The organism is Paraburkholderia dioscoreae, from assembly GCF_902459535.1.
Lineage (GTDB): Bacteria > Pseudomonadota > Gammaproteobacteria > Burkholderiales > Burkholderiaceae > Paraburkholderia > Paraburkholderia dioscoreae.
The window spans coordinates 2,140,024-2,159,094 of the sequence record NZ_LR699554.1 but is presented as its reverse complement, the minus strand read 5'-3'; the positions used below and the strand labels follow the sequence as shown (position 1 = coordinate 2,159,094).

Sequence of the window (19,071 nt, the reverse complement as noted above, 5' to 3'; positions counted from 1 at the left end):
AAGGAGACACGCAGTGCAGCAACCCACATCCCCGGTGCCGAGACTCGAATTGCGGCACGCGAGTAAATCATTCGGCCGGGTTCGCGCGCTATCCGACGGCGATCTCGCGCTATGGCCGGGCGAAGTGCATGCACTGCTCGGCGAAAACGGCGCGGGCAAATCGACGCTCGTGAAAATTCTCGCGGGCGTACATCAGCCGGACACCGGCGAGTTGCTGGTGGACGGCGTGGCGCGCCGCTTCGCGACACCCGCCGAGGCACGCGACGCCGGCCTCGCGGTTATCTATCAGGAACCGACGCTGTTCTTCGATCTGTCGATCGCGGAGAACATCTTCATGGGACGGCAGCCGGTCGACCGCATCGGCCGCATTCAGTACGACGTGATGCGCAGCGAGGTGGACGGCCTGCTGGCGTCGCTCGGCGTCGATCTGCGCGCCGATCAGCTGGTGCGCGGTTTGTCGATTGCCGATCAGCAGGTGATCGAAATTGCCAAGGCGCTGTCGCTGAATGCCAACGTACTCATCATGGACGAGCCCACCGCTGCATTGTCGCTACCCGAAGTGGAACGGCTCTTTGCGATCGTGCGCAAGCTGCGCGAGCGCGACGTGGCGATCCTGTTCATCACGCACCGGCTCGACGAAGTATTCGCGCTGACACAGCGCGTCACGATCATGCGCGACGGCGCAAAAGTTTTCGACGGTCTCACTGCCGATCTCAACACCGAATCGATCGTTGCAAAAATGGTTGGGCGCGATCTGGAAACCTTCTATCCCAAGGCCGAGCGGCCGCCGGGCGAAGTGCGCCTGTCGGTGCGCGGCCTCACGCGCATCGGCGTGTTCAAGGACATTTCCTTCGACGTGCGCGCGGGCGAGATCGTGGCGCTGGCAGGACTGGTCGGCGCGGGGCGCAGCGAAGTCGCGCGGGCGATCTTCGGCATCGATCCGCTCGACTCGGGCGAGATCTGGATTGCCGGCGAGCGTCTGACGGCGGGCCGGCCCGCCGCCGCAGTGCGTGCCGGACTGGCGCTGGTGCCGGAGGATCGCCGGCAGCAAGGGCTCGCACTGGAGTTGAGCATCGCGCGCAATGCGTCGATGACGGTGCTCGGGCGGCTGGTCAAACATGGCCTCATCTCGACGCGCAGCGAGACGCAGCTCGCCAGACAATGGGGCACGCGCCTGCACCTCAAGGCGGGCGATCCGAATGCACTGGTCGGCACGTTGTCGGGCGGCAATCAGCAGAAGGTCGTACTCGGCAAATGGCTGGCAACCGGGCCGAAAGTGCTGATCATCGACGAACCCACGCGTGGTATTGACGTGGGCGCCAAAGCGGAGGTGTATAGCGCGCTCGCAGAACTGGTGCGCGACGGCATGGCCGTGCTGATGATATCGAGCGAATTGCCGGAAGTGCTCGGCATGGCCGACCGCGTGCTGGTGATGCACGAGGGGCGTATCAGCGCGGATATAGCGCGTGCCGACGCCGACGAGGAACGCATCATGGCCGCCGCACTCGGCCAATCCGTCGGCTATCCAGGCCAACCTGGCCAACCCGGCCAAACGGTTCCACCATTGGGGCACGCCGCATGATGCGCCATTCTTCCACCCATCCCGCGCCGGTTCATGCACCGGTCGCGAAGCGCGCGGCGAGCTCGCCAGGCGGATTTGCCGCGAGCATCGCGAAGAGCCGCGAGACGACGCTCTTTGTCGTGCTGATTCTGCTGATCGTGGGTACAGGGCTCGCGAAACCCCAGTTTTTGAATCTGCAGAATCTGCGCGACGTGCTGCTGAACGTGTCGATCATCAGTCTGCTGACAGCCGGCATGACCGTGGTGATCCTGATGCGGCATATCGATCTCTCGGTCGGATCCACGGTCGGCGTCAGCGCGTATGCGGTCGGCGGTCTGTATGTCGCGTTTCCGCAGATGCCGGTGATCGTCGCATTGGCGGCGGGGCTCGCCATCGGGCTCGTGGCGGGCAGCATCAACGCGCTGCTCGTCGCGGTGGGGCGCGTACCGTCGCTCGTGGCGACGTTGTCCACGCTGTACATTTTTCGCGGCGCCGACTATGCATGGGTGCACGGCGGGCAGATCAATGCCACAAGTCTGCCCGATGCATTTTCACGCCTTGCCACCGGCACGCTGCTCGGCATTCCGACACTCGCGGTGATCGCCATCGTCGTGCTGGTCGGTCTCGCCGTCTATCTGAAGCAGTTTCGCGGTGGCCGTGAACACTACGCGATCGGCTCGAATCCAGAGGCCGCACGACTGGCCGGCGTGAACGTCGAGCGTCGCGTGATGTCGGGTTTTCTGCTGTCCGGCGCAATTGCCGGTTTTGCGGGTGCGTTGTGGCTGGCGCGCTTCGGCACCGTGGATGCCAGCACGGCGAAGGGCATCGAGTTGCAGGTGGTGGCTGCCGCCGTGGTGGGCAGTGTCGCGATCACAGGCGGCGTCGGCACCATTCTCGGCGCTACGCTCGGCGCGCTCGTGCTCGGCGTGATCAGCATTGCGCTGGTGGTGCTGCACGTGTCGCCCTTCTGGGAGCAGGCGATCGAAGGCGCGTTGATCGTCGCCGCGATTACCGCCGATACCTTGCTGGCCCGCTCCGTCGCCAAACGCATGATGAGGAAACGCGATCATGGCTAAACCCGATTCCGCGCTGCTCACGCGCAAACGCGAAACGCCGCTGCAATGGGAAGTGTTGCTGGTGATCGTACTGATTCTCTCGCTCGCGCTCGGCAGGTTGTTGTCGCCCGTGTTTCTCACCGGCGCGAATCTGAGCAACGTGCTGGCGGATCTGACCGAGATCGCCTTGATGGCGCTGCCGATGACGCTGATCATCGTTGCCGCCGAAATCGATCTGTCGGTGGCCTCGGTGCTCGGCGCATCCAGCGCGTTGATGGGCGTGCTGTGGCATATGGGCCTGCCGATGCCGGTCGTGATCGTGCTCGTGCTGATTGCCGGCGCGCTGGCCGGCCTGCTGAACGGCCTCGTGATCGTGAAGCTCAATCTGCCTTCGCTCGCGGTGACGATCGGCACGCTGGCGCTGTTTCGCGGTCTCGCCTATGTGCTGCTCGGCGACCAGGCGGTGGCGGATTTTCCGGCGGCTTATACGGCGTTTGGCATGAACACGCTAGGCGGGAGTTTCATCCCGTTGCCGTTTGTCATCGTGATTGTCGGCGCGGTGACATTCACTGTGCTGCTGCAATCCACGGCGTTCGGCCGCAGTCTCTACGCGATCGGCGCGAATCCGACCGCAGCGGCATTCTCGGGCATCGAAGTGGCGAAAATCCGCTTGCGTCTGTTCGTGCTGTCCGGCGCCATGAGCGCGCTGGCGGGCGTGGTCTATACGCTGCGCTTCACCAGCGCGCGCGGCGACAACGGCGAAGGTTTCGAGTTGTCGGTGATCGCGGCGGTGCTGTTCGGCGGCGTGAGTATTTTCGGCGGACGCGGTTCGATGATCGGTGTGCTGCTGTCGCTGCTGATTATCGGCGTGCTGAAAAACGCGCTGACGCTCGACGACGTGTCCAGCGAAACGCTCACCATCGTCACCGGCGTGCTGCTGCTGGCGTCGGTGCTGATACCGAATCTGGTTGCCCGCTGGCGCGCGGCGCGCGACCGGCGTTTCATCGCGAAGTCCACTGTTTCCCTGTAACGTTCTGGCAATGCCTGCGTCTCTCGAAGAGAAAGTCCAATAACCGATAACCCCGGATAACCCGGACAACACCACGTCCAACAACAAGGCAGGAGACACTTCATGTTTAAACCTCTACGTCACACCGGCACCGCTGCGCTGTGCGTCGCGTTGATAGCGATCAGTTGCGCCGCGTCCGCCGCAGGCCTGAAAAGCGGTCTGAAAATCGCCTTCGTGCCGAAGCAGATCAACAACCCCTATGAAGTGATCGCCGACGACGGCGGCATGGCCGCGATCAAGGAATTCGGCGGCGTGGGCAAAGCGGTGGGGCCGTCGGATGCAGGGGCTTCGTCGCAGGTGCAGTACATCAACACGCTGATCACGCAGCGGCAGGACGCTATCGTGATCGCCGCCAACGACGCCAATGCAGTGGTGCCATATCTGAAGAAAGCGATGTCGCAGGGCATCAAGGTTGTGACCTTCGACTCCGACACTGCGCCCGAGGGCCGTCAACTGTTCGTTAACCAGGCGAACGCGGAAGGGATCGGCCGTGGCCAGGTTCAACTGGTCGCGAAGCTGATGGGCGGCGAGGGCGAGTTCGCCGTGCTATCGGCCACGCCCAACGCGACTAATCAGAATACGTGGATCAAGTGGATGCAGGAGGAATTGAAGAAGCCCGAGTACTCGAAGATCAAGCTCGTGAAAATCGCCTACGGTAACGACGACGATCAGAAGTCGTTCACCGAAACGCAAGGCCTGTTGCAGGCATATCCGAACCTGAAGGCGATTGTCGCGCCGACCACGGTCGGCATTGCCGCAGCCGCGCGTTATATCTCGACTTCGTCGAGCAAGGGCAAAGTGGCGGTGACCGGTCTGGGCACGCCGAACCAGATGCGCGCGTTCGTGAAGAACGGCACTGTCAAGGCGTTCCAGTTGTGGGATCCGGGTCAACTCGGCTACCTGGCTGCTTATGCCGCGGCGGCGCTGGCGTCGGGCACGATCAGTGGTAAGGAAGGCGAGTCGTTCGATGCGGGCAAACTCGGCAAGCGCACCGTCGGACCGCAAGGCGAAATCATTCTCGGACCGCCGACTACGTTCGACTCGAGCAATATCGACAACTTCAATTTCTGAGCGGCAATGCAACGCCGCGCGACGTTGCGCGGCTGAGGCGTTCGGCAGTGCACGAAACGCGAGGCGCGTAATGGTCTTGGCTGTACCCTTGTATTTGCAGACGAGATACGGGTCAATCTTATCGGTGTCCCAGCGATCCACACGGCCGGCGGATACGGATGCAAGACCCACCATCCGGTCAGGCGGTCCGTCGTACAAAGCAGCGTTGTTCAAGAAGCGAGTCCGCCTCGTCGCCGAGCGACTCGCCGCGCAAAAAGCTTCAGAACCGATGCTGGATACCCGCCGTGACACCCGCTTGCGTATCCGCCGCGCCGGTCAGATCGCGTGACAGACTGACCGCATTGTCATGTTTGGCCATCGCATAACCGCCCGCCATATACAGCACCGTGCGCTTGGACAGTGCGTATTGCGCGCGCAGTGAGAACAGCGTCGGATCGGCGTCGCTCGCATCCTTGATGTCCTGATGGTAGACGGCCGCGAACAACGAGAAGAACGGCGTCACATCGTATTGGCCGCCGAGCCAGTACATGTCGCTGCGCTGCGTCGGCGCGGTGGTGTGGAACGTGCGCCGGTAGTTCCGATAACCGGCCATTGCCTTCACGGCGCCGAAGTCGTAGCTCACGCCGGCGTGAATGCCCTGAATATAGTTGGTGGTATCGGCGGGCGTGACGCTGTCGTTCGCGCCGTTCTGCCGGTCGAAGGTCGCGACCGCGGCGAACGGCCCGTTCTCGTAGCCGAAACCGAAGTCGTACTTGGAACTCGACTTCATGCTGCCGGGCACATTGCCGAAGCCATACATTGCGCCGAACTTGAAGCCGGAGAAGGTGCCGTCATAACGTACCGCGTTGGACGAGCGCGAGAACAGCCCGTCCTTGCGGCCGCCCGTCGCCGTGGATGACGTGGCCCACGAGTAGTTCGGCGCGTAACCCATCGGGTCGAACTGCAACATGTAGTCGTACGTGGTCGTGAAATTGCGGCCGAGCGTGATTTGCCCGAAGCGGTTTTTTCAGGCCAATGGTCGCACGGCGGTCGAAAATCGCGCCGGAGCTGTCGTCGAACTGGCCGTTGGCGATGTTGATGCCGCTTTCCAACTGGAACACCGCCTTCAGGCCGCCGCCGAGATCCTCCACGCCGCGCAAACCCCAGCGCGAGGTGTTCTTGCCGCCGGACACGAGGCGCGCGGCGCCGCCGTCCTTGCTTGCATGGTTCACGTATTCGACGCCCGCATCGACGATGCCGTACAAGGTCACGCTCGATTGCGCGTGCGCGCCCGCTGCAAAACCGGCGAGCCCGGCGCAAGTCACGCCGACGGTCGCCTTCTTCATGCTCAACTTCATCAACAGTCTCCTGTGGTTGGTCTTGTTACTTCGGTTGGGGATTGGGTGCGGTTCCTAGCTGGCCTGAGCGAAGGCCCAGCAGTCGTTGGCGGGGAATTCGATCCAGTGGCGGCCAGCCGCGCGCGGCACGTGGCCGAAGGCACGCAGGCGCAGTTCGCCGCAATGGAACAGGTATTCCCAGCGGTCGCCGAGATACATCGACGTGATGAGGTCGGCTTCGAGCCGGTTCGCGCCGGGACCGTCCGCGACCTGCACGCGCTCAAGCCGGATCACGGCTTGCGCGTGCTGTCCGGCGGTAAGCGCTTCGCGCGCTTGCGCCTGCAGTTGCCAGCCGTCACCGGCTAGCGTCACGCGTTCACCGTCGACCGCGGCAACGCGTGCGTCGATGCGGTTGTTGCTGCCCATGAATTCGGCGGTATAGAGCGAGCGCGGCGCGCCGTACAGCTCAGCGGGCGTGCCTTCCTGTTCGATGCGGCCGTTGCGCAGCAGCAGGATGCGGTCGGACATCGCCATCGCTTCGGTCTGGTCGTGCGTGACGCACAACGCGGAGAGGCCGAGTGACACGATCAGCTCGCGCAGCCAGGCGCGGGCTTCTTCGCGCAGCTTGGCGTCGAGATTCGAGAGCGGTTCGTCGAGCAGAATCACGGGCGGGTTATAGACCAGCGCCCGCGCAATCGCGACACGCTGTTGCTGGCCGCCGGAAAGCTGATACGGATAACGCGCGGCAAGGTGGCCGAGGCCGAGCTGATCGAGCGCGGCCTGTACCCTTTTTTTCAGCTCGGCGGGCGAGACGCGCCGCAGCTTCAATCCATAGCCGACGTTATCGGCCACCGTGCGATGCGGCCACAGCGCATACGACTGGAACACGAGCCCAAGCGAGCGCTGCTCGACCGGCAGATCGACCTGCGCGGCGCCGTCGAAAAACGTCTTGCCGTCCAGTTCGATGCGGCCCGACGACGGTTGTTCGAGACCGGCCACCGCGCGCAGCAGCGTGGTCTTGCCGCTGCCCGACGCGCCCAGCAGGCAGACTACTTCGCCGGGGTTCAGTTGGAACGACACGCCCTTGAGAATCGGGTTGTCGCCATAGCTGAGAAAGAGGTTGTCGACCGAAAGCTTATCCATGCAATTTCACTCCGAAGCGCAGCGCGACGCCGAGCCCGGCACCGACCATCGCGATGTTGATGACAGAAAGCGCCGCGACCTGATCGACCGCGCCGGTCGCCCACAGCGATACCAGCAGCGCGCCGATCACTTCCGTGCCGGGCGAAAGCAGATAGACGGCGGTCGAATACTCGCGCTCGAAAATCATGAAAATCAGCAGCCACGCCGCGAGCAAACCGAAGCGCACGAGCGGCAGCGTCACGTCGAGACTGACGCGCGAACGCGTGGCGCCGACGCTGCGTCCGGCTTCTTCGAGTTCGGGGCCGACCTGGAGCAGCGCGCTCTGAATCAGGCGCATGCCGTACGCGAGCCACACGACCGTGTAGGCGATCCAGATGCTCCACATGGAGTTCTTCAGTTCCTTCAGGCCGGGCACGAAGAGGAAGATCCACAGGAACGCGAGACCGGCGAGCAGCCCCGGCACCGCGCGCGGCAGCAACACGAGGTAATCGAGCAGACGCGTGGCCCAGTCGTTGCGGCGATGGCCGGCGAACGCCACCAGCGAATAGAAGCCCACCGCCAGCGCGCCGCCCAACACGCCGATACCGAGCGTGTTCAGAATCGCGCGCACCAGGTTGTCCTGCTCGAAGAGTTCGGTGAAGTTGGCGAGTGTGAGGACTTCGGCGAGATGCACGCCTTGCCCCCAGTTGGTGACGAACGCGCGCAGCGTGATGCCCGAAAGCGGCACGAATACCGTCAGCAGCAACCACAGCGCGACGATGCCGAGCGCGACCCAGCGCCACACGCCGAGCGGCAGCACGGTCTGACGTCCCGCCTTGCCCTTGACGGTGACGAAGCGGTTCGCGCTCTTCAGCAGCCCGCGTTGCAGCAGCACGAGCGGAAACGTAATCGCGACGATGCACATCGCGACCGCGGCCATCAGGTGATACGAGGGCACGCCGAGCTTGTTGGTGAGCTTGTAGAGATACGTGGCCAGTACCAGGTGTCCCTCGGGATCGCCGAGCACGAGCGGCAGGCCGAATACTTCGAAGCCGAGGAAGAACACCAGCACGCCGGCGAACAGCAACGCGGGCAGCGTCATCGGCAGGCTCACGTCGAGGGCGACGCGAAACGGCCGCGCGCCGGCCACACGCGCCGCTTCTTCGACGTCCGAGCCGAGATTGCGCAGCGCCGCCGACGAATACAGGTACACGTGCGGCACATGCGTGAGGCCGACGATCACCGTGATGGCGAACACCGAATAAACGGTCCACGGGGCTTCGGCGGTGCCGAACAGTTCCATCCACCAGACCGAGTAGAAACCCACCGGGCCGGCCGCGACTACATAGCCGAAGGCGAGCACCATCGGCGAAACGAACACGGGGGTGAGCAGCAGCGGTTCGAGCCAGCGGCGGCCGGGCAGATCGGTGCGCACCATCAGGAACGCGAGAATGCCGCCGAGCGGAATCGAGATGAACAGCATCCCCGCTGCGATGACGAACGAATTCTTTAGCGCGGACCAGAAGTCCGGGTCGCTGAAAATGAATTCGAAGCCGGCGAGGCCGAACGTGCGCTTCGCGTCGAAGAACGGCGCGTTCAGAACGCTCTGCAACAGGATGAAGCCGAGCGGCAGCGCGACCGCCACGGTCAGCACCGCGACGACGAGCCAGCGCAGCAGTCCCATGAACGGCTGCAGTCCGCCGCGCGGCAGCGCGCCGATCGAGCCGCCGTCTGCCGCGTGCGGCGATGCCGCGCGGCGTCCGGTTGCGCTAGTGGAAAGCATGAGTGTCCCCCTGCGGCATAAAAGCCGCATATCGACAGGTGTGGAAGGAAGGGCTGGCGGCCGCGTTTGTTAGTGCGGCCACCGGTGTGTCAAGCGCGAATGGCTAGCGCTTGATCGACTGTTGCCATTGCTTGAGGAATTCGAGGCGTTTGGACTGGTCCAGATAGACCAGCAGGCCTGCGCCGATCGGGATCGGTTTGAGCGAGTCGCCGAGCTGCTTCGTCAGACCTGCCATCGACGTTTCACCTTCCACGTCGCCGCGAATCGAGAACAGGCTCGCCTGATTGGCCAGCAAGGTCTGGCCGCGTTGCGAAAGCAGATAGTCGACCCACAGCCTGGCGGCGTTCGGGCTTTGTGCCTTCTTCGAAATCGTCACGAGCCGGCTTACCACCAATGTGTAGTCTTTTGGATAGACGTAGCCGATCGACGGATCTTTCTTCGCCTTGGTTAGCGCGTACGAGCCGAGAATGTTGTAGCCGATCAGGTTCTCGCCCGAGGAAATGCGCTCCATCATGGCGCCCGTACTCGATTGCAGCTTCGGTCCGGTGGCGCCCATCGCTTTCACCAGATCCCACGTGACCTGCGGGTTGACGCGCGCGTCCTGAGTCAGATAGTTGAAGCCGACGCCGGACTTTTCGATGTCGTAGGTCGTGACTTTGCCTTTGAACTGGTCGGGCTTGCCTTGCAGCAGTTTGATCAGATCGGCGCGCGTTTGCGGCACGTCGCCGGCCGGCACGAGGCGTTTGTTGTAGACGATCGCGAGCGGCTCATACGTGGTGCCGTAAGCCTGCTTCTGGTATTGCGCCCATTGCGGCAAGTGCCTCGCTTCCGGCGATTCGTAAGAGGCCATCAGGCCGTCGTTGACTAGCTTGACCTGCAGATCCATCGCCGAGCTCCACAGCACGTCGGCACTGGTGCTGCTCGCCGCGTTTTCGCTGATGTAGCGGTTGTACAGCTCGGTGCTGTTCATGTCGTTGTACTCGACCTTGACGCCGTACAGGCTTTCGAAGTCCTTGATGAGCGGGCGCACCAGCGCGGTGTCCGTGACCGAGTAGACAATCAGCTTGCCTTCCTTTCTAGCCCCGTCGACCGTGGCCTGGTAATCACCGGGATAACCGGCGGGAATGGCCGCCCATGCTGAATTTACGGCGAATGCGGCAGCTACTGCGAGTACCTTCAAAGCGTTTTGCACGTCTTCCTCCAGAAAACTTCGTGTTGGTTTTGTGTAGGCGAATGGTAAGAGGTCGACGCTTTCTGAATGCTTTCAATTTTCGAAGGAAATGCGTCACAATGGTCGAATTCGCCTCATGGATTTCCCTGGGATTCTGCTTATGCGCGTGCTGCTCGTCGAAGACAATCCAATCCTTTCCCGTTCGCTTACCGACGCGCTGACCAGCGCAAAACTCACGGTGGACTGCATGCACGACGGCGAGTCCGCCGACCACGTCTTACGCACTCAGGACTACGCACTGGTGATTCTCGATATCGGCTTGCCGAAGCTCGACGGCCTCGAAGTGCTGCGCCGTTTGCGCGCGCGCCGCAACGCCGTGCCGGTGCTGATGCTGACCGCGCACGGTTCGGTGGAGGAGCGCGTGCGCGGTCTCGATCTCGGCGCCGACGACTATCTCGCCAAGCCTTTCGCGCTCACCGAACTCGAAGCACGCGCGCGTGCGCTGTTACGCCGCAGTCACGGCCAGGAACCGCTCCATGCACAATGCGGCACGTTGCTTTACGACAGCGTGGATCGTGGCTTCACGCTCGACGGAGAAGCGCTCGCGCTGACGCCGCGCGAGCGTTCGGTGCTCGAAGTGCTGATTCTGCGTAACGGCCGCGCGATCAACAAAGACACGCTGTCGGAGAAAATCTTCGGGCTCGACGAATCGGTGAACGCGGACGCCATCGAAATCTATGTACACCGCTTGCGCAGGAAACTCGAACGCAGTTCGGTCGGCATCGTGACGCTGCGCGGGCTCGGCTATCTGCTGGAAGCAAAAAGCGCATGACGCAGCCGAACCTGCGCGTGCGGGTTGCGCTGTGGCTGCTAGTGCCGCTGCTTCTGCTGCTCGGGCTCGACGCGTGGCTCACGTATCAGCGCGCCATGAACGCGGCGCATGCGGCTTTTGACCGCACGCTCGAATTTTCGCTGCGCTCGATTCGCGACGGCATCCGCTTGCGCGACGGCGAGATCGAAGTCGATCTTCCCTATCTCGCGCTGGAGATGTTCGAATCGAACGGCGGCGGCAACATCTACTATCAGATTCGCGAGGAAGGCGGCCGTGTGGTGACCGGCTATCCTGACTTGCCGGACCCCGGAAAAATGCCGGGCGAGCCCTACAGCGTGCGTTTCTACGACGACGTGTTTCGCGGCCGTCCGCTGCGTATCGCCATGCTCAGGCTGCCCGTGCACGACGTGCCGAGCGCGCAGACGCGGGTGGTGCTGGTGAGGGTCGGCGAAACGATCGAGCAGCGTCAGGCGTTGGCGCGCGAGATTCTCACCGGCTCGCTGCAACAGGAAGGCCTGCTGGTGGTGCTCGCGCTCGGCATCGTGTGGCTGGGCGTGGCGCGCGGCTTGCGGCCGTTGAACCGTCTGTCGGCGAAAGTGGCGGCGCGCGCCGAGGACGATCCGACGCCGCTCGACACGGTCGGGCTGCCGAGCGAAGTGACGCCGCTGGTCGATTCGATCAATCAGTACATCGGCCGCACGCAACTGATGCAGTCATCGCGCAGGCGCTTTTTCAACGACGCCGCGCATCAGTTGAAAACACCGCTGGCGGTGATTCAGGCGGAGTCCGAACTGGCGCTGCGCGATATCGACGGTGTGGAGGAGAATTCGGGCGGGCATCGTCGGCAAGGGGTGCATTTGCGGCGGTTGAATCGCGCGGTGCAACACGCGGTGCATATTGTTCAGCAGTTGCTGTCGCTCTCGCGGCTCGATGCGCACAGTGGCTACACCGTCAAACATGCGGCACTGTCGTTGCATAAGGTGACGCGCAGCGTGACGCTCGACTGGTCGCCGGTGGCGCGCGCACGCGGCATCGATCTCGGCTTCGAACAGGACGCGCGTATCGACGTGATGGGGCAGGGCGATCTGCTCGCGGAGCTGGTCGGCAATCTGATCGACAACGCGATCCGTTATTCCGGCGACGGTGCGGTGATTACCGTGCGAGTTGCGCGCGAAGGGGCGCAGGCATTGCTGCAGGTGATCGACAATGGACCGGGCATTGCCGCGGGCGAACGCGAGGCGGTGTTCGAACGCTTCTATCGCAGCGAGGCGACGCAGGCGGTCGAGGGCAGTGGGCTGGGTTTGTCGATCGTGAGGGAAATCGCGCGCGTGCACGGTGCACTGGTTGCGCTCACCGATGCACACGGCGGCGGCTTAGTCGTCAGCGTGCTGTTTCCGCCGTTGAATACGGCGTGACCCGCGCGCGGCCGGGATCTAGCGGCGAATCGGAAAGCGCCGTGCATAACCGGTGGGCGACGTGCCGCTGCCCCATGTTTCGCCGTCGATCAATACCTGTGAAGCGCTTTCTTCCGGCACGGCCACGTTCATAGCGGCGGCTGCCTCGCGATACAACTGCGTCTGGTTGATCCGCGCGGCGATGTCCGCATAATCCGCGCGCGCGTCGATCATGCCCCAGCGCTCGAACTGCGTGAGAAACCATGCGCCTTCGAACGCCCGCGGATAATTCACCGCGCCGTTGTCGAAGAACCGCACGGGCAGGCCGCCCGGCGCGGAAGCCGCGATCGCGTTGCCGAGGCGCGCAGCAATCAACGTTGCATCGATGCCCACATAGTCTGGCCGCGCAAGCCAGCGCGCGATTTCCTCGCGATGTCCCGCGCCGTCGAGCCAGCGGCACGCTTCGAGCATGGTTTGCACCAGCGCGCGCGCGGCATTCGGATTCGCGCTGACAAAATCGCGCCGGCACGCCAGCACTTTCTCGGGATGATCGGGCCACACGTCGCTCGTATAAGCGATCGTTCTGCCCACGCCCTGCGCTTCGGCCTGCGTATTCCAGGGCTCGCCGACGCACAGGCCGTCGAGTTTGTCTTCGGCGAGCGCCGCGACCATTTGCGGCGGAGGGATCACCACGCTCTCGATATCGCGCAACGGATCCACACCTTGCGACGCCAGCCAGTAGTACAGCCACATGGCGTGCGTGCCGGTCGGGAAGGTCTGCGCGAAGACCGGCTTGCGGCCGAGCGTCGCGAGCGCCTTGGGCAGTGTGCCGTGCTTGGCGAGCGCATCGGCGAGACGGTTCGACAGCGTGATGGCCTGGCCGTTGCGGTTGAGTACCATCAGCACGGCCATATCCGTTTGTGGTCCGCCGAGACCCAACTGCACGCCGTAGACGAGTCCATAAAGGGCGTGCGCCGCGTCCAGATCGCCCGACAGCAGTTTGTCACGCACGGCGGCCCATGACGGCTGACGGCACAACTCCAGCGTCAGGCCGTGCGCGTGGCCGAATTCGAGCAGCTTGGCCGCGACGAGCGGCGCGGCATCCGAGAGCGCCACGAAACCGAGCCGCAAATGGGTCTTCTCGAGCTTTTCCAATGCGGACGACGCGGCGAGTGCGGTGGTGGTAGGAGAGTTCATGGACGGCGCTTCATTTGAGCGAGTCGGCCGACGCGAGAATGGCGCGCGCGACTTCGGCGAGTTTGACGCCCTGGTTCATCGCGCGTTTGCGCAGGTTGGCGTAGGCGGCGTGTTCGGTGATCTTTTGCTGATCCATCAGCAGACGTTTGGCGCGATCGATCAGCTTGCGCTCGGCGAGTTCGTTTTCGACTTGCGCGAGGCGTTCGCGCAATTGCGATTCCTGCGCAAAACGCGCGAGCGCGACTTCGAGAATCGGCGCGAGACGCTCGGTCGCCAGACCCTCGACGAGATAGGCCGTGACGCCCGCGCCGACGGCGTCGCGGATCAACTGCTGGTTGGCGTCGTGGCTGAACATTAGCACCGGGCGCGGCGCGGTGGCGTTCATCACGGCAAGCTGTTCGAGCGTATCGCGCGACGGCGATTCCGTATCGATGATGATGACATCGGGCCGTTCGCTCTGTACCACGCGATGTAATGCTTGCGGCGTGGCGGTGCCCGCCAGCATCTCGTAGCCGAGTCGGGCAAGGGCGTCGCGGAGATCGCCGATGGGCTTATCGGTGTCGGTTACGAGGAGAACACGCAGCATGGAGTGGGGCTTTATCGACGGCTGTGAGGAATAAAGCAACGGCTATGCCAGTCGATCCGTGCCGGCTTGAAACTAACGCAATCACGGACTTGCCGTTTGCGTGGGCCGCCGCCACTGCACCTGCGAGGGGCATGCGAGGTTCATGCACCGAAGCGGCGCATGACGGGCCGCTCAATCCTTCAGCGCCATTGGCCGCAACTGCGAGGCGAGAACAGAAAACTCAGCGCCATCATGGCTACGACGCAGCCGGCCAGCATGGTCCACGCGGCGTCGAAGCCGCCGCTCCAGCCGCGCACGAGGCCGGTGACGACCGGCGCGACGGCCGCTACGATGAAGCCCACGCCTTGGGTGAAGGCGACGAGTTCGCCGGCCACGCGGTGATCGGTTGAATGATCCAGGGCGGTGACGAGTGTCAGCGAGAAAGTCCCGCCCAGTCCTGCGCCTGCTACGGCGACCCACAGCAAGGGCGCGGCATCGGGCCAGGCAATCAAGCCAAGCAGTCCGAACAATTGCGCCGAGAGGCCGAGCATCAGCCACGGCCGGCGATCCCGGAACGACGCTGCGGCGAGCGGCAGCAGCAAGGCTGCCGTGGCCTGAAACACCGTCATGCCGGCCAGCAGCGAACCGCTCGCCGCCACGCTCGCGCCGCGCTGCTGGTAGAACGCCGGCAACCACGCGACAAGACTCGTATAGCCGCCGTTGACGATGCCGAAGTAAAGCCCGAGCGTCCACGCGCGGCGCGTGCGCCATAGGGAAAGAGTGGAGGCATGCGCCGGTGCAGGCTTTGCCGCGGCGCCGGTCCCGCAAGAGCGCCGCTGCAATGCCAACCAGCAGACCAGTGCGGCACAAGCCGGAATCGTCCATACCGCGAGCCCCGCTTGCCATGACTGCATCGCGTGGCTTACCCACGGGCTCAAACTGGCGCCCAGCCCGCCACCACCCATGATGGACGCGGAGAATACACCCATTGCGAGTGGCACGCGTGCATGGAAACGCTGCTTCATCACGGCGGGCAGCAATGCCTGGATCGCGGCGACGCCCGCGCCTGCCAGCAATGCCGTAGCCCATAGCGCCGCACCGCTCGATGCCGTCCACCGTGCCGCGCAGGCGAGCGCGATAGCCAGCAGGCCGAGCGCGACGCCGCGTGTCTCGCCGATTGTCCGCGCCAACGCGCCCGCACCGAATGCGCCGATGCCCATCGCGACGACCGGCAGACTGGTCAGCAACGACACGCCGTAGAAACTGAGGCCGGTTGCGTCGCGGATCGTCGTCATCAACGGGCTAATCGAGGTCAGCAGCGGGCGCAGGTTGATGCCGATCGCGATGATAGCGCCCAGCCACACGACGTCTTGCCACTTTAGCGCCACAGCGGCGTGGCGAGCGGAAGTGCGGGTCGGACTGGCGGTGGAGTGTGAATTCACAATGATCCTGGTCGCGAGAGGAAGGGGCGGTGAGTTGTAGGCGAACGCTGCTATGGAACGGGAGCGTGGCGACGGCATGGAAGGCGCGCGGTGTTTTGTATGGTCAACCATAATAACAAAAAATGGTTAACCATATCGGTAATGCCCGGTATAGCTCAGTGCCTGCAGAGAAAGACGTTCGTTCCTCCGGCAGACAGTTCAGCGAAAATCAACAAGAAAGCAAAATGTAATTTTAAAAAAGCCCTGCAAATGTGTCAGATTGACGAAAATTTGAATAAATGCAAACGGTAACGATTCGTATTACCATGCGCACTTTAAAAGACAACAGGCCGACACCCGGTGCCTCACCTTGATGGGTGAGAGGAGCGGTGTCCGCCTGATCGGGGGGTATATGTTTCGCCGCAGGAACGCGAGCAAGGTCGCTTTGCTCGACACAAGAAGTTTGCTGGTTAGCGCGCTGCTGGCCGCAGGGATCATCGGTGGCTCGCCAGCTTTTGCCGAGACCGCGGAAACGGGCGATACCGCCACCGACGCCTCCGCGGCATCCGATCCGCAGCAGCTCGCCCCGGTCCGCGTGACAGGCACGAAGGCGCAGGGCTTTGCTCCCACGACCGTGGAGACCGGCCCTTATCGCGGACTCGACGCACTCGATGTGCCGGCAACGGTGAACGTCGTCACGCGAGGCGTGATGGATGCGCAGGGCGACACCGGGCTTTACGACGCGCTGCGCAACGTTGCCGGTGTGACGCGTCAGCAGTTGAGCGGCCTCGCGTACGACAACATCTCGATCCGCGGCATTCCGCTCGATAACCGCTCGAGCTTCTACTTCAACGGCGTGCTTCCGATCGACAACAACATCTGGATGCCGATGGAGGACAAGGAGCGCGTCGAAGTATTGAAGGGTGCATCCGCGCTGTACTACGGCTTCACGGTTCCCGCCGGCATCGTCAACATGGTGACCAAACAGGCGGGCCCCGACCCCGTGACCAGCATTTCGCTTCTCGGCGATTCGCATGGATCGTATGGCGCTCACGCCGACATTGCGCGACGCTTCGGCCCGGACGACCAGTTCGGCATTCGCGTGAACGCAATGGACGAACACGTCGAGACGCCCATCGACGGTGACCACGGCTATCGCAAGTTCATCAGCGCGGCGTTCGACTGGCGCGTGAACAGCAAGCTCAAGTTCCAGTACGACTTCGAACATATCGAAACGAGCATCGTCGAGCAGGCGGGTATTGTTCCGCTGGCGCCGAAAAACGGCGTCATTTCGCTTCCGGCCCTGCCTGATCCGACAAAGCTCCTCGTCAGCGGCAGTCAGCCCACACTCGCGAGTGCCAATACGCAGCTGCTCCGCGCCGACTACGCGTTCTCCGATCACTGGAGCGCGACGTTTTCTCTCGGCCAGTCGATCACACGTCGCGACCGTTGGGCATGGGTCTTCCAGAAGTACAACGTCGCCACGGGGGCCGGCACTTTGCAGGCGAGCCAGCAGAATGGCCAGATGTACGAGAACAAGAATGTTCGGCTGGACGTCAACGGCGACTTCAAAACAGGATCGATCGGCCACACCCTGACAGTCGGCGTCACGCAGAACTGGCTGTTCCAGCCGGACTTCACGACGAATTTCTTCACGGCAAGCCAGAACCTCTACGATCCCGTTCCCGTAACGAAGCTCACGCCGAGCGGGACACCCAAGCAGTTTTTCGCGCAACATATCCGCAATAGCGGAGTGTACGCATTCGATCAGATCGACCTCACGTCGCGACTCCAGGTGGTGGCCGGCGTGCGTCGCTCGGAATACATCACGTCGCAGGCCGGTACGCCGAACTCGGACATCAGCCGGACTTCCCCTTCGGGCAGTGTGAGCTTCCGCCTGACGCCGAATACGAGCGTCTACGCGAGCTATGTCGAGGCGCTGGAATCGGCCGGCAGTGCGCCCGCCACGGCGAACAACGCCAACCAGATACTGCCGGCGGTCGTCAGCCGGCAGGAAGAGGTGGGCGTGCGCACGCGTCTTCCTGGCAATACGCTCGTATCTCTCGCGTTGTTCAATCTTCGGCAGCCCTCGGCGGAGGTCAACAGCGACAACGTCTATGTGATGGACGGTAACGCCCGCTATCGCGGTGTCGAGTTTTCTGTCCAGGGCGATGTGACACGGGACGTTTCATTGACTGCGTCCGCAGTGTATCTCGACGCCAAACAGGTCGATTCGTCCGACCCTACGCTGCTCGGCAAGACGCCAGAGAACACGCCGCACGTGACCGCCAGTCTCTTTGCCGAATACCGCGTTCCCGTGCTGGCCGGGCTGTCGGTCAACGCCGGTGTGTATTACATCGGTCCGCGACCGGTCAACAGTGCGGATCAGGCGAGCATTGGCGGCTACACGCTGTTGACGGCAGGCGCGCGCTATTCCACGCGCGTCTACGGCAAGCGTATCTCATTCCAGGCCAATCTCGAGAACGCCACGAACAAGCGGTACTGGAGCGCGGCCGGATCCAACCAGCTCGGTGTGGGACTCGGACGCACACTCGAATTGACGTCCACGCTCGATTTCTAGACTCCACCCATACAACGGCAACCCGACCATGAATAATCAGTTAACCGAAACAAACGAGGCACGCGCCTCAGCTACTGAGCCGCGCTCGCAACGCGGCAAGTCAGCGGGCCGTCGCGGTATCTTTCTCAAATGGTTGCGGCGGATTCACGGTTGGATAGGGCTGTGGGGTGCCGTTCTGGGCTTGCTCTTCGGCGTGACGGGTTTTCTGCAGAATCATCGCGCGACCATGAAGATTCGCGTTGGCGACGCGCCTGTCGTGTCGAAGATACACTTGCAGGTGCCCGATCCGGCTCCCCAGTCTCCTCGTGAGATGGCGAACTGGCTGCGCTCGGAACTCAAACTGGACCGTCCCGCGGAACGGGCGAATCGCGAACCCGCGCACGCCGTAACCTGGGGAGACCGGTCCGTGATGCAACCCGAGCGTTGGCAGATCCGGTTCATCGCGCCGAGCTACCTGCTCAGCGCCGAATACTGGAAGGGCGGCAACACAATCGACGTGGAACGCCGCGATCAAGGCATCATCAACACGCTGGAAGGTCTGCACCGGGCGGAAGGCGCGCGAGCAGGCTGGATACTGCTGGCGGATTCGATGGCGGGAAGCCTCGTGCTGCTTTCGCTCACGGGCGTGGTGCTCTGGACCGGGCTCAATCGTCGACGGACAAGCGGCGCGGCAATCTTTCTTATTGCGTTGGGTGCGGGCATCGTGCTCGCCTTGCAATCGCTTTGAGCAGGATAGGCGACCGCACTGGGTCGGGCGGGCGGCTTGTCGTGGAATGCTCTGCGCCGCCTTCTCCGTCGGTTTTCGACACGCTCGATCACGCGGGAGATGTCGCCGCTCGCGATCGGTCCGTATTACCAGCGTCATTTGCCGAAGACGCCGGTGCCTTAGCCGTATATGTCGACCGGCCGATCGACGTGCCGCTTCTCGACCAT

General features: G+C 63.2%; 14 protein-coding genes and 2 pseudogenes. 8 read left to right on the top strand and 8 right to left on the bottom strand.

What is annotated here, in order from left to right; translation table 11 throughout:
- Positions 1–13: 13 nt before the first annotated feature.
- The 4 genes from PDMSB3_RS29835 (at position 14) to rhaS (ending at position 4,756) form a co-directional block, all read left to right on the top strand.
- Positions 14–1,582 carry a sugar ABC transporter ATP-binding protein gene (locus tag PDMSB3_RS29835; RefSeq protein WP_165188612.1) on the top strand — a complete coding sequence of 523 codons (1,569 nt, stop codon included), beginning with the start codon at positions 14–16 and terminating at the stop codon, positions 1,580–1,582.
- Positions 1,579–2,637, top strand: coding sequence for an ABC transporter permease (locus tag PDMSB3_RS29830; RefSeq protein WP_007177644.1), 1,059 nt, complete (start codon positions 1,579–1,581; stop codon positions 2,635–2,637). The genes PDMSB3_RS29835 and PDMSB3_RS29830 overlap by 4 nt, the downstream gene beginning before the upstream one ends.
- Positions 2,630–3,646 (top strand): ABC transporter permease, encoded by a 1,017-nt coding sequence (locus PDMSB3_RS29825; protein WP_007177643.1) that lies wholly within the window; start codon positions 2,630–2,632, stop codon positions 3,644–3,646. The genes PDMSB3_RS29830 and PDMSB3_RS29825 overlap by 8 nt, the downstream gene beginning before the upstream one ends.
- Before the next feature lie 102 nt (positions 3,647–3,748).
- Entirely contained in the window at positions 3,749–4,756 is a 1,008-nt protein-coding gene (rhaS, locus tag PDMSB3_RS29820; RefSeq protein ID WP_007177642.1) for a rhamnose ABC transporter substrate-binding protein, read from the top strand.
- Between the two features lie 75 nt (positions 4,757–4,831).
- Here rhaS and PDMSB3_RS38325 read toward each other — a convergent pair.
- The 5 genes and pseudogenes from PDMSB3_RS38325 to PDMSB3_RS29800 form a co-directional block, all read right to left on the bottom strand.
- Positions 4,832–5,047, bottom strand: a pseudogene (locus tag PDMSB3_RS38325) (STY0301 family protein); the annotation flags it as partial.
- A pseudogene (locus PDMSB3_RS29815) lies at positions 5,016–6,093 on the bottom strand (porin). The pseudogenes PDMSB3_RS29815 and PDMSB3_RS38325, both read right to left, overlap by 32 nt.
- 54 nt (positions 6,094–6,147) lie before the next feature.
- The gene (locus PDMSB3_RS29810; RefSeq protein ID WP_165188609.1) at positions 6,148–7,215 is read right to left on the bottom strand and encodes an ABC transporter ATP-binding protein; all 1,068 of its coding nucleotides are present in this window, start codon (positions 7,213–7,215) and stop codon (positions 6,148–6,150) included.
- The gene (locus tag PDMSB3_RS29805) at positions 7,208–8,977 is read right to left on the bottom strand and encodes an ABC transporter permease (RefSeq protein ID WP_007177638.1); all 1,770 of its coding nucleotides are present in this window, start codon (positions 8,975–8,977) and stop codon (positions 7,208–7,210) included. The genes PDMSB3_RS29810 and PDMSB3_RS29805 overlap by 8 nt, the downstream gene beginning before the upstream one ends.
- A gap of 103 nt (positions 8,978–9,080) precedes the next feature.
- Positions 9,081–10,169, bottom strand: a complete 1,089-nt coding sequence (locus tag PDMSB3_RS29800) for an ABC transporter substrate-binding protein (RefSeq protein ID WP_007177637.1) — start codon at positions 10,167–10,169, stop codon at positions 9,081–9,083.
- A gap of 139 nt (positions 10,170–10,308) precedes the next feature.
- Between PDMSB3_RS29800 and PDMSB3_RS29795 the strand changes: the two genes are divergently transcribed.
- Together PDMSB3_RS29795 and PDMSB3_RS29790 are read left to right on the top strand one after the other, a co-directional pair.
- Positions 10,309–10,980 carry a response regulator gene (locus tag PDMSB3_RS29795; RefSeq protein ID WP_007177636.1) on the top strand — a complete coding sequence of 224 codons (672 nt, stop codon included), beginning with the start codon at positions 10,309–10,311 and terminating at the stop codon, positions 10,978–10,980.
- Positions 10,977–12,395 carry a sensor histidine kinase gene (locus PDMSB3_RS29790; protein WP_007177635.1) on the top strand — a complete coding sequence of 473 codons (1,419 nt, stop codon included), beginning with the start codon at positions 10,977–10,979 and terminating at the stop codon, positions 12,393–12,395. The genes PDMSB3_RS29795 and PDMSB3_RS29790 overlap by 4 nt, the downstream gene beginning before the upstream one ends.
- A gap of 18 nt (positions 12,396–12,413) precedes the next feature.
- Here PDMSB3_RS29790 and PDMSB3_RS29785 read toward each other — a convergent pair whose 3' ends face one another.
- The 3 genes from PDMSB3_RS29785 to PDMSB3_RS29775 all read right to left on the bottom strand — a co-directional run bounded on the left by PDMSB3_RS29785 (position 12,414) and on the right by PDMSB3_RS29775 (position 15,578).
- Positions 12,414–13,571: a CmpA/NrtA family ABC transporter substrate-binding protein gene (locus tag PDMSB3_RS29785; RefSeq protein ID WP_007177634.1), complete on the bottom strand. Its 1,158-nt coding sequence runs from the start codon at positions 13,569–13,571 to the stop codon at positions 12,414–12,416.
- A 10-nt stretch (positions 13,572–13,581) separates the two neighbouring features.
- The gene (locus PDMSB3_RS29780) at positions 13,582–14,157 is read right to left on the bottom strand and encodes an ANTAR domain-containing response regulator (protein WP_007177633.1); all 576 of its coding nucleotides are present in this window, start codon (positions 14,155–14,157) and stop codon (positions 13,582–13,584) included.
- A 179-nt stretch (positions 14,158–14,336) separates the two neighbouring features.
- Positions 14,337–15,578, bottom strand: a complete 1,242-nt coding sequence (locus tag PDMSB3_RS29775) for a cyanate transporter (protein ID WP_035516700.1) — start codon at positions 15,576–15,578, stop codon at positions 14,337–14,339.
- A 391-nt stretch (positions 15,579–15,969) separates the two neighbouring features.
- Here PDMSB3_RS29775 and PDMSB3_RS29770 point away from each other — a divergent pair, with 391 nt between their 5' ends.
- Together PDMSB3_RS29770 and PDMSB3_RS29765 are read left to right on the top strand one after the other, a co-directional pair.
- On the top strand, positions 15,970–18,138 hold the full coding sequence (locus PDMSB3_RS29770) for a TonB-dependent siderophore receptor (protein WP_232064355.1): 2,169 nt from the start codon (positions 15,970–15,972) through the stop codon (positions 18,136–18,138).
- A gap of 28 nt (positions 18,139–18,166) precedes the next feature.
- Positions 18,167–18,865 carry a PepSY-associated TM helix domain-containing protein gene (locus tag PDMSB3_RS29765; protein ID WP_165188604.1) on the top strand — a complete coding sequence of 233 codons (699 nt, stop codon included), beginning with the start codon at positions 18,167–18,169 and terminating at the stop codon, positions 18,863–18,865.
- Positions 18,866–19,071 lie beyond the last annotated feature (206 nt).